Genomic DNA, 11677 nt, shown 5'->3' on the forward strand with positions numbered 1-11677 from the left:
CTCGTGATAAGTTAAAACTATCGTGATATATGTTCCCATAACTAAGGGAATTTTATTTGAAGATGGGACGTCACTTGGCTTATACTTCAAGTTGTCCGTAAATGGAACACAGGAAATGAAGAGGGAGTGCTGAAAGAATGAAAAAGATATTTACTGGGGTGTTGATTGCTATGGCAGGAGTGGTGTTGGCTGCCTGTGGAAATGGCAAAAGTTCTGAATCAAGTACTCCAAAAGAGTCGAATGATACCTTCACCTATGCGATTAATGGGGATCCTTCGTCGATGAATCCAATCAATGTCAGTGACCGCTGGGGACTGACGGCAACAAATATGATTTATTCTCCACTAGCGCGAATCGAAGGAGACGGCACACAAAAATTAGAATTAGCCGAAGCAATTGAACCTGCAGCTGATGGGAAATCAATCACCGTTAAATTGAAGAAAGACATTAAATGGTCAGACGGAGAGGCGTTTACGGCTGATGACGTGGTCTTTACTTATTCACAAAAAGTGAAGAAAGAAAATGGAAATGCTGATTCCCTTTGGGTGGATGGAAAGCCGATTAGTGTAAAAAAAATTGATGATACGACCGTTGAGTTTGACTTACCTTCTGTGAGCGCAGCTGCATTAAATAATATTGCTACGGAAACGTACATTATTCCAGAGCATATTTTTAAAGATGAAAAAGATTTTGCAGCAAGCACGTTAGCGGCTAAACCAGTTGGAACTGGTCCTTATGTACTAAAAGAATATAAAACAGGTCAGTATCTACAATTTGTTGCAAACGAAAACTATTATGGTGGTACACCAGAAATCAAAAATATTACGTTACGAATCATCACTAGTGCAGATACTACAAAGGTTGCCTTACAAAAGGGTGAGGTGGATGCTTCCTTTATTTTACCTAATGATATTGAAGATTTAGATACCGATACAACAGATGTTTACGAATACAGTGAAAATCGGGTAGGGTATTTAGGCTTTAATACAAATTCTGATAATCTAAAAGATGTAAAGGTACGTCAAGCCATTCAATATGCTTTGAATCGGGATGATTTAAACAAAGCAGCGTATCTGGATGAAAAGTATTATCAAAATGTTCAATCGATTTTACCTCCAAATAATCCTTATGCTACAACAGATGTGAACGATTATAAAACGGATGTCGATAAGTCGAAGGAATTGCTAAAAGAAGCAGGAGTTAGTGATTTAACAATCAATTTGGCATTTTCATCCTCAGATCCGGCACAAACTGTTCAGGCAACGTTGATTCAACAACAACTTGAAAAAGTTGGTATCACCGTAGAACTTGCAGGTGGGGATAGTGCGGCATATGGAGCAGAGTTGAAAAAACCAGGTTCTAAGAAATATGACTTGTTTATGAATGGTTATATCATGGGAAATGATCCTGATTTGTATTCGTATCTTTTCGCTTCTACCGGTTCTGCAAATTACTTCCAATATAAGAGCGATGCAACGGATGAACTTTTCCGACAAGGCTCTGTTGAGATGGATGACACTAAACGAAAAGAAATTTATGTGAAATTGCAACAACAGATTGCTGATGATGCAGTAATTTATCCAATTGTTGATAATAAAAAGGTCTTAGCAGTAAATAGCCGTGTTCAAAACATAAAAGAAGCCGGTTTGATTCCAATCTATACTTTGGAAGATATGAGTAAATTAACATTAAAATAAAGTGATTTTTACTGCCAGTGCTAGAAACCACAAAGGGATCTAGCCTGGTTTTATTGATTAAAGAGGAGGAGCTGTTTTTGTTACGGTACATAATTAAACGTTTATTCATTGCTATTCCGCTATTGTTTGTCATTTCATTTCTTGTTTTTTCATTGATTCATTTGGCGCCATACGATGTGATTGATTCGATTACTACCCCAAATATGTCTCAAGAAACGATTGCGATTTTAAGAGAGAGGTATGGATTGGACCAACCGTTTCTTGTCCAATACTGGCACTGGCTGACCCAAATTTTTCATGGTAATTTTGGGTATTCGTTAGTAAGTCAACAAAGTATCGGTACAGAGTTAGCTGCTCGAATCCCAAATACGATTCGTCTTGTATTACCTGCCTATTTGACTGCATTGCTTTTGGCAGTTGTTCTTGGCTTGTTAGCCGGTGCGAATAAGGGGAAATTTTTAGATCACTTTATTGATGGTGTTGCTTCTTTTGGTATTGCAATTCCAACATTTTGGTTTGCGATGATTATGATTTATCTTTTTGGTTATAAATTAAATCTTTTTCCGATTTTAGGGATGCATACCGTTGGACAGGAAGGGTCAATTTCCGACTTTTTTGCTCATTTTTGGTTGCCATATATTACCTTGACGATCGCTTTTTTCCCAGAGTTAACCCGCTACATTCGCTCTTCAACGATGCAGCAGCTCTCTCAAGATTATGTCACTGTTCAACAAGCTTTTCAGGCCAGTAAATGGGAAATTTTTACGCGACACATTAGTCGAAATATCTTGATTCCCATTGTGACTCAAATCGGGTTGGCGCTTCCTATGTTAGTGACGGGAGCGATTATTACAGAAACGATTTTCGATTGGCCAGGTGTAGGTCCTTATTTGATGACTGCCACAAAAGGGTTGGATTATCCAATCATCATGGCAGTAATGCTGTTATCTGCAACACTTGTGATCGTTGGGAATTTATTGTCAGATATTTTATATTCTGTTGTCGATCCGCGTATACGGCAGAAGGGAGGAAAATAAGGAATGATTAAGCGAATAAAAGAAACATTGGCTGTACATCCTGTTTATTATTTTCCTCTTATTTTTCTAAGTGTGTTGGTGATTTTATCACTGGCTGCCCCTTTGATTCCTATCGATCCCAAACTGACAGATGTCAGCGCTACGTCTCAAGCACCAAGTCTGCAACATATTTTTGGAACGGATGAAGTTGGGCGAGATTATTTCATTCGTGTCGTTTATGGTGGCAGAATTTCATTGTTAGTCGGAATGTTAGCGATGATCACCTCCGTTTTGATTGGTACAATTATTGGAATTGTTGCGGGTTTTGTCGGCGGATGGCTAGATAATATTTTGATGCGGATTGTAGATGTACTTTCCGCAATTCCCTGGATGGTCTTAGTGATTGTCTTGAGTGTCTTCTTGAAACCAGGACTTTCCACTTTAGTCATCGTTATTGGTGGATTTTCATGGATGAGCATCGCTCGTTTATTGCGAGCGGAAACAATGTCTGCCAAAGAAAGAGAATATGTGGAGTATGCTCAATTTATTGGTGAAAAGAGAGTTCATCTTATTTTGAAACATATCCTACCACAAATTCTACCAACTATGATTGTGGCTGCAACAATGAGTATTTCAGGAGCAATTATGACAGAATCAGCTTTGAGCTTTCTAGGTCTGGGAATCCAACAACCTAGTGCCTCATGGGGCAGCCTTTTACAAAATGCCCAAAGTTCGTTACAACGGGCGCCTTATATGGCAATTCTGCCGGGAATTTTTGTCGCATTTACGGTTTTTTCATTTAACCGGTTGGGTGACTTTTTACGCGTGATATTGTTACGGGAGGATGAAAAAAATGACTGAATCAATTCTTAAACTGAAAAATTTAACCGTTGATTATGAAAAGAAACATCATCCTAAAAAACAGTTGATTCGCCACATAGATTTAGATATTCCAAAAGGGAAAATCGTGGGAATTGTTGGAGAGTCCGGCAGTGGCAAGAGTATTTCAATGAAAGCAGCAATGAGTCTTTTACCAGACTATTTAAAAACTCATGCGGATTTATTTGAGTTTGCAGGTACTCCTGTTGAATTTGGGGACCATTTGCCGATCGCAATGATTTTCCAAGATCCTATGACGGCTTTAAATCCATTACGAACGATTGGCTACCATTTGACAGAAGTTATTGCTCGTTTTCAGAAAGTGAAGGGGGCGAAAGCGAAAGCTCTAGCGATTACGGAGCTTCAAAATGTTGGGATTCCTTTTCCAGAAAAACGGTTGAAACAGTATCCTCACGAACTCTCCGGTGGTATGCGGCAACGAGTCATGATTGCCATGGCATTTTTGGCACAACCTCAGTTTCTGATTGCAGATGAACCAACAACGGCATTAGATGTGACCATCCAAGCGCAAATTCTCTATTTGATTCGCAAATTGCAACAAGAAACAAATCTATCCGTGGTGCTCGTAACCCATGATTTTGGTGTTGTTGCTGGAATGAGTGAATTCATCAAGGTGATGTATCAAGGGAAAATCGTTGAAGAAGGAACTACAGAAGAAATTTTTTACAACCCACAGCATGAATATACGAAAAAACTTTTAAAAGCCTCAACGATTGGCCGAAAAGGTGAAAGCTTATATAGTCTGCAAGCTGAGAAGCTCATTATTGCGGATAATTTAGTGAAGCATGAGCTTTCAGAAACACATCATGTCTGGTTAGAAGGTGAAAACAATGAATGAACTTATTCGGATAGAAAAAGCAAATAAAATCTTCGTGAAAAAGAGTCTTTTAAAAAACTCTCTACCGATTCATGCAATCAATCAAGCAGATTTAACCATTTATCAAGGAGAAACGGTTGGTTTAGTAGGTGAATCAGGGAGCGGCAAGACAACCTTAGGCCGTAGTATTTTGCAACTAGAAACCCTAACTAGTGGCGATATTTACTTTAAAGGAGTAAATTTAACTCAGGCAAATAAAAATCAACGACAAAAAGCGCAAAAGGATATGCAAATTATTTATCAAGATCCTTACTCCTCGTTAAATCCAAATTTAACTGCCTTACAGTTAGTAATGGAACCGTTAGAATTGCAATTTTCTTCAGCAGAAGCGAAAAAAAGAGCGATGGAAGTGTTAGCGTTAGTCGGATTTACAGAGGAGGATGCAAATAAATTACCTTTTGCATTTAGTGGTGGGCAACGCCAACGTATCGGGATTGCCAGAGCAGTAGCGACAAACCCGGAGTTTATTTTGTGTGATGAGCCAATTTCCGCACTGGACGTGTCGATTCAAGCGCAAATTATCAATTTACTTGTTCAATTACAAAAGAAGTTTTCATTGACTTATTTATTCATCTCTCACGATTTATCAATGGTACGGTATATTTCTGATCGAATCGTAGTAATGTATCAGGGAAAAATTCTTGAAGTCGGACCGGCAGAAGAATTGTTTATCAATCCACAACATGCTTATACCAAGAAATTATTACGGGCTATTCCAGAACCTGATCCAAAAAAAGCACGGAAAAATTTTTCGGAAATGGTTGAGGACTATCGATTTGATGAGAAAAAAACCCAATGGACAGAAGTTTCAGAAGGTCATTTTTATGCAAAGGAGATTTTATGATGGAAGAGATTCATTTGATTCAGGGAGAACATGGCATGGAGCTTCCCCGAGAAGAAGAAAATTGGGTGTTGCTCCGTAAATATGGGTATTCTCCTGTGCAGAGCCTTGTTGCAGCAGCAGGGGCTTGTGGAGCATACGTGTATCAAGACGTATTGAAAAATTCTAAGGTTCCGTATGTCTTTCATGGCGTGGACATTAGTTATAGTCGTGATGAAACAAAGCAAAGTCATCCTCTTAAAGAAATCGCCATCCAGTTTAAGGTGACGGTCGATGAAGAATACAAAGGACGGGCCGAACGGGGCACTCGGCTGGTTTCTCGTTACTGCCCAGTTATTCAATCGTTGGACCCATCAATTAAAATTGTTGAGACAGTTGTTTTTGTTTAAAAATAAATAAGATTTTAGTGGAGAAAAAGCGATTGTGATTCTTGCAATGGCTTTTTCTAGTATATTCTTTTTCCTCCGTTTATAGTAAAAGTTGGGAAATACCTTTAGAAAAAGGGTATAATTAACTTGAAAATTCATAGGAAAATTTCTGAGGTGTAAAATGAAAGGAATTATTTTTGATTTTAATGGGACCATGTTTCAAGATTCTCATTTACACGAAAAGGCTTGGATCGAAATGATTCAGCAATACTCTACGAATAAAATTTCTGAGCAAGAAATATTGTTAAATATCCATGGACACACAAACGATCAAATTTTACGATACTTTATTTCAGCCGAATTGACGAATGCAGAGATTCAAAAATTATCGGATGAAAAGGAACAGTACTATCGTGAATTGTGCCTGCAAGATTCCACACAACTTGTGCTAACTAGTGGGCTAGAAGCTGTTCTTGATATGTTTAAAGAGAAGAACATTCCTAGAACGATTGCTACCGCAACTGGAAGAGAAAACCTACTTTTTTATTTTGAAACATTTGATCTAGCCAAGTGGTTTGATTTAGAGAATGTTGTTTATGATGATGGTACTTTTGAAGGAAAACCAGAACCAGATATCTTTTTAAAAGCAGCAGAAAAAATTGATCTTTTGCCAGAAACCTGTGTGGTGATTGAGGATGCAGTTTCAGGAATCCTTGCCGCAGATCGGGCAAAAATCGGAAAAATTATTGCCATCGATCCAAGCGGAAAAAATCGTCTTCTTTTTCAGAAAGAAAACTTGAGAATCGATGCGTTGATCGAGAATTTTGATGGTTTTCCAATGGGGTTGTTTTAGAATAATGGGGAATGTTAAGCCATTTATCAGTTAAAACAGGTTGTATCCAAGAAATTTCAGGTTAAAGAAAGTGCCTGGAATTTCTTGGATACATAGGTGTGAGGAAGTATAAAGTTTGTGGAAAGGTTTCTACGGGAAGTGTTAGATTGTAATAATAAAAATGAACCGGTTCATTTTTATTTGCAAAATCTATTGTATTTTTTGTAATCGTTTGCTATTATACTTTTGAACCGGTTCAAAAAAAGAAAAAAAAGGAGAATTCTTATGAAATTTGTAGATAAGGTATCTGAGAAATTATTGCCAATTGTGTCAAAAATCAATGGTCAACGGCATTTGCTGGCAATTCGTGATGCATTTATTATTACTATGCCACTAGTTATGGCTGCATCATTTATGGTTTTATTAAACGCTTTGATTTTTTCAAATGTTGCAGTCCAAAAATTTGTGGACTTAAGTTTTTTATCAGAGTTGGCTGTCATTGTAAATAATGGAACGATGAGTATTTTGGCAATTATTGTTTGTTACAATATCGGAGTAAATTTGGCTAATTATTATATTAAGACAAAGGTAATCGATGATCCATCTTTTAGTGCCGTTCATGCTGGCGTTTTGAGTTTGGCAACAATGTTCATCTTAATGCCTGTCAATACAGTGGTTACTTTACTTGATGGTAACACAGCTGATGCCACTGGTGTTTTTCCTCAAGCACTTACTTCTAGTTCAGGTTTAGCTACCGCGATGATTTGTGCTCTATTGAGTACGGAATTATTTGTCCACTTAGCAAAATATAAAAAATTAAAAATTAAAATGCCGGATGGGGTACCACCAGCAGTTGCAACATCCTTTAATTCGCTAGTTCCTGAAGTTTTGGTTATTTTAGTTTTTGGTGTTTTTGTTTTTATTCTAAAAAAGCTGACAGGTTTGAATGTACCAGACTTAATTAATTTGGCAATCCAAACGCCATTAAGAGGATTTGTCCTCTCGGTACCAGGAATGCTGTTTTTACAATTCTTTTCCGATTTCTTGTGGGTATTTGGAATGCACGGATCAAGTATTTTAGCGCCAATTAAACAAGCACCGATGCTACAATCTATCGAAGAAAATATGACTGCTTTTCAAAATCATGAAGCAATTCCAAACATCATTACAGAACCATTTGCAAATGCTTTTGGACTGATTGGCGGTGGAGGTTGTATTTTACCATTAGTCATCGCAATTTTGTGGGTATCTCGTCGCCGTGATGAACGACAAATTGCCAAACTGGGATTAACTACTTGCCTTTTCAATATCACAGAGCCTGTAATGTTCGGTTTGCCTGTTGTTATGAATCCAATTTTCATGATTCCTTGCGCACTAATTCCTTCCATCAATTTGATTATTGCTTATTTTGCAACGAGCATTGGTCTGGTAGGAAAAACGGTTGCAGCAGCCCCATGGATTACACCGCCAATTATTCAATCTGTGATTGCTACTGGAGGGGATATCATGGCTGGCATCTTGACTGTGCTATTAATAGTATTAGATATATTCTTGTTTATGCCATTTGTTATGGCTTCTAACAAAGCTGCACAAATGAGAGGAGACGAGTTGATTGGTTAAATATCCTTATCAAAATCCTGATCTAGTTATCAGAGAACGGGTTGAGGATCTTATGAGTCGACTATCTTTAAAAGAAAAAGTCGGTCAAGTGAACCAACATCTGTATGGTTGGGAATGTTATGAAAAACAGGCAGACGGGTCGGTGGTGTTGACAGATAAATTCAAAAACCATGTTAAATGGGGAGGCGGAATTGGCGCACTTTATGGGTTGTTTCGGGCTGATCCTTGGTCTAAAGTTAGTTTTGATAGTGGAATTGCCCCGGAAGATAGTTGGAAACTTGTTAATCAAGTGCAAAAATATGTGATGAGTCAATCACGTTGGCAGATTCCGGCATTGATTGTAGAGGAATGCCCGCATGGACATCAAGGACTTGGCGGAGTATCCTATCCAACAAATTTGGGTAGAGGGAATACTTTTAACGCAGAGCTAGTAGAAAATTCAAGTCACTTAATGGCAAAGGAACTTGCAGCTAAAGGAGTTCATTTGGCTCTAGTTTCTACTTTAGACTTAGCTAAAGATCCTCGTTGGGGACGGTCGGAAGAATGTTTTGGAGAAGATCCTATTTTAGCAGCAAAGATGAGTGAAGCTGTTGTTTCTGGTTTTCAGGGAAACTTAATCAGTGACAGTGTCTCTTATTTAGACCAAACAATAGCTGAGATTCAAAAAAAGCCAGAACAAATTGGGGTTGTTTTGAAACATTGTATAGCGCAAGGGGAAGCGCTCGGTGGACATAACTCTGGAACAGTCACAATTGGAGGTCGTGAGTTTAATGATATCTACTTACCACTTTTGAAAAGTACACGTAATGCGGTCGGTGTTATGGCGGCATACAATGATATTGACGGAGTACCATGTCACATCAATGGGGAACTATTTCAAAAAGTGATGCGAAAAGAAATGGGATATCAAGGCTTAGTCATGGCTGACGGCGTTGCACTTGATCGATTGGAAGACGTGTTTCGTACAGCAATTGAAGGAGCGAAAGCTGCTTTAGAGGCTGGCATTGATTTAAGTTTATGGGACCAAACTTATCTGCAAATTGCAGAAGGCATAGAAAAAAATATCATAGCAGAAGCTGATTTAGATGCTGCTTGTGCCAATGTTTTAGGGATCAAATTTTTACTAGGCCTTTTTGATAATCCTGTTGTGAAAGCCCCAGGGGGAAAATTCGAAAAGTTATTGGTAGAATCTCAGAAAATGAACTTACAAGTGGCAGAAGAATCTTTGACATTGATAAAAAATGATGGGATTTTACCGCTGAAACAAAAACTTAATAAAATAGCGGTAGTTGGCCCGAGTGGGAACGGATTGTATGAGTTGCTTGGTGATTATACAGCTCCTCAAGCCGATTCTTTAGCTGATCGTTCCATCTATCATCAAGTTAAGACTCATTTTCCCCAGTCAGAAGTTGTCTATGCGGAAGGCTGTGAGGTCCGAAATTCGGAAAATCAAGAACAGAAAATTACGGCAGCAATAACAGCTTGTCAAGATGCAGATGTAATCATATTGGTACTAGGTGGATCCAGTGCACGTAATTTTAATATGGAATTTTTAAAAAATGGCGCTGTTTCTTCAAAGGGAATCAATATGGACTCCGGAGAGAATGTTGATGTGGCATCACTCACGTTGGGCGGACATCAGTTGAATTTGTTGGAACAGATTCACAGGTTAAATAAGCCAGTAGTGAGCATTTTGATTCAAGGTCGTCCATATGATATTCGTAAAGTTGAAGCGGCATCGAATGCTGTTTTAATTGGGTGGTTCCCCGGTCAACAAGGCGGAGCAGCTATCGCAAGAACATTATCCGGATTAAATAATCCGAGTGGGCGTTTGAGTATAAGCTATCCGCGTAATTCTGAGCAATTGCCAGTTTACTATTATCAACGAGCAGCTTCTAAAAAAGATGATTATTATGATGAATCTGGGGCACCGCTTCATGAGTTTGGTTATGGACTTTCCTATACAGAGTTTCTCTACGATGACTTGCAAATTAGTAAAAATTCTGACAAAATAACAGTGAATATAACTGTAAAAAATAATGGCATTTGCGCTGGGAAAGAAAGTGTACTATTTTTTGTCCGTTTGTTAGGTGGATCTGTGATTCAACGACACAAGCTGTTAAAAGATTTTGTGAAAGTAAATTTAGAACCTGGAGAGAGTCGGAGAATCAGGTTTGATTTACCAACTACTCAGTTGACCTATACAGATTTTGATCAAACTGTGAAGGTAGCCGAAGGGTGTCGTGTTTTGATTGGTAATTTAACGAAAGAAATTTTTTTCACTAAGTAGCGTCTTTTTTTGGATTAATCATCATATAAGATCTATCTTTCTACAAATATTAAGTTAATCAGGTCTTTATTAGCTACTTATGTTTCAAAAAGACTATTTTATTACTAGATTATTGGAGAGGAAGTGGAAGCATGTCATCTATCCGAGAAGTGGCGAGAATGGCTGGAGTGTCAATTGGAAGTGTGTCTCGCTATTTAAATGGTCAGCAGTTAAAAGAAGCTAATATGCAAAAAATTGCGACAGCTATTGAACAGCTGGATTATAAAGAAAATATTATTGCTAAAGGATTGAAAAATAATCGCAGTTATTCGGTCGGTCTATTGATGAACAGCATCTCCAGTCAATTTGGTGCAGAAACAGTGAGCGCAATCGAAGAAGTTATGGAAGCTAATGGATATTCTATTCTTTTAAGTGGATTTAAGGGTGATATGTCAATGGTGAATAAGAAGATTGACTATTTGATGCGTCATTCTGTGGATGGTCTGATTGTTTTTATGTCGGAGCAAGAGTGGGACGGTATGGAGCGACTAGCTGAACTTCCAATTCCAGTACTGACTATTAACAGTCCAGTTCAACTAGAGGGTGTTGATCGAGTGCAGGTTGCCGACTTTGAGAGTGTATCAACGGTTGTCGAACATTTTATAACGAATGGTCATCACCGTATTGGAATTTTAGCAGCCCCACAAAATGATTTTGTGGCTAGAGAACGCTTAGCAGGAGCTGAAAGTGCCGTAGCAAGACATCCTGAAACAAAATTAATTGTAGAATTTGGAGATTATTCCCGTTTAAGTGGCTACCATGGTGCTGCAAAATTATTGAAGCAAGATATTACCGCTCTTGTGGTAACCAACTATAATATGGCAATGGGCGTGTTGGAGTTTTTACAACATACGGATGATCCTCGAAAAGAGGGACTAATTTTAGCACATTATGATTATACTAGTGAGATGGCAGAATTTCTAAAGGATCGAATTGTAATCAAGGCACCAACAAAAATGATAGGTCAACTTTGTTCGGAAAGAATGTTGACACGCATGAATGATGCAACTTTACCTAGCACTCAAAATTTATTAGTAAAAAATGAAATATTCGGAATATAAATTCCTTTGCTAAAAGGCTGGAATTTTTTGAATAGTTTTTGAAAGTAGAAGTGGTATTTTTTTAGTTAGGTAAAAGAATACAGGCATAGTGAAAAATGGTTAAGATATGTAATAATACTGAACGCTTATTGGAGAA

The 11677-nt window shown here is 38.0% G+C and carries 10 protein-coding genes; all 10 read left to right on the forward strand.

Annotation, left to right across the window (positions count from 1 at the left end; translation table 11 throughout):
- The first annotated feature begins 137 nt into the window (after positions 1 to 137).
- The 10 genes from FFM66_RS08105 to FFM66_RS08150 all read left to right on the forward strand — a co-directional run bounded on the left by FFM66_RS08105 (position 138) and on the right by FFM66_RS08150 (position 11541).
- Positions 138 to 1697, forward strand: a complete 1560-nt coding sequence (locus FFM66_RS08105; RefSeq protein ID WP_137605569.1) for an ABC transporter substrate-binding protein — start codon at positions 138 to 140, stop codon at positions 1695 to 1697.
- A 77-nt stretch (positions 1698 to 1774) separates the two neighbouring features.
- Positions 1775 to 2734, forward strand: coding sequence for an ABC transporter permease (locus FFM66_RS08110; RefSeq protein WP_137605570.1), 960 nt, complete (start codon positions 1775 to 1777; stop codon positions 2732 to 2734).
- A 3-nt stretch (positions 2735 to 2737) separates the two neighbouring features.
- Positions 2738 to 3574 carry an ABC transporter permease gene (locus tag FFM66_RS08115; RefSeq protein WP_137605571.1) on the forward strand — a complete coding sequence of 279 codons (837 nt, stop codon included), beginning with the start codon at positions 2738 to 2740 and terminating at the stop codon, positions 3572 to 3574.
- Positions 3567 to 4451 carry an ABC transporter ATP-binding protein gene (locus tag FFM66_RS08120; RefSeq protein WP_137605572.1) on the forward strand — a complete coding sequence of 295 codons (885 nt, stop codon included), beginning with the start codon at positions 3567 to 3569 and terminating at the stop codon, positions 4449 to 4451. Before FFM66_RS08115 ends, FFM66_RS08120 begins: the two co-directional genes overlap by 8 nt.
- Entirely contained in the window at positions 4444 to 5334 is an 891-nt protein-coding gene (locus tag FFM66_RS08125) for an ATP-binding cassette domain-containing protein (protein WP_137605573.1), read from the forward strand. The genes FFM66_RS08120 and FFM66_RS08125 overlap by 8 nt, the downstream gene beginning before the upstream one ends.
- Positions 5334 to 5720, forward strand: a complete 387-nt coding sequence (locus FFM66_RS08130) for an OsmC family protein (RefSeq protein WP_171000826.1) — start codon at positions 5334 to 5336, stop codon at positions 5718 to 5720. The genes FFM66_RS08125 and FFM66_RS08130 overlap by 1 nt, the downstream gene beginning before the upstream one ends.
- Positions 5721 to 5880: 160 nt before the next feature.
- Positions 5881 to 6552, forward strand: coding sequence for an HAD family hydrolase (locus FFM66_RS08135; protein WP_048603514.1), 672 nt, complete (start codon positions 5881 to 5883; stop codon positions 6550 to 6552).
- Between the two features lie 264 nt (positions 6553 to 6816).
- Positions 6817 to 8151, forward strand: coding sequence for a PTS sugar transporter subunit IIC (locus tag FFM66_RS08140; protein ID WP_137605574.1), 1335 nt, complete (start codon positions 6817 to 6819; stop codon positions 8149 to 8151).
- Positions 8144 to 10441, forward strand: a complete 2298-nt coding sequence (locus FFM66_RS08145) for a glycoside hydrolase family 3 N-terminal domain-containing protein (RefSeq protein ID WP_137605575.1) — start codon at positions 8144 to 8146, stop codon at positions 10439 to 10441. Before FFM66_RS08140 ends, FFM66_RS08145 begins: the two co-directional genes overlap by 8 nt.
- 131 nt (positions 10442 to 10572) lie before the next feature.
- Complete coding sequence (locus FFM66_RS08150; protein ID WP_137605576.1) at positions 10573 to 11541, forward strand: LacI family DNA-binding transcriptional regulator; 969 nt, start codon at positions 10573 to 10575, stop codon at positions 11539 to 11541.
- Positions 11542 to 11677 lie beyond the last annotated feature (136 nt).

The organism is Enterococcus songbeiensis (assembly GCF_005405265.1).
Classification (GTDB): Bacteria; Bacillota; Bacilli; order Lactobacillales; family Enterococcaceae; genus Enterococcus_C; species Enterococcus_C songbeiensis.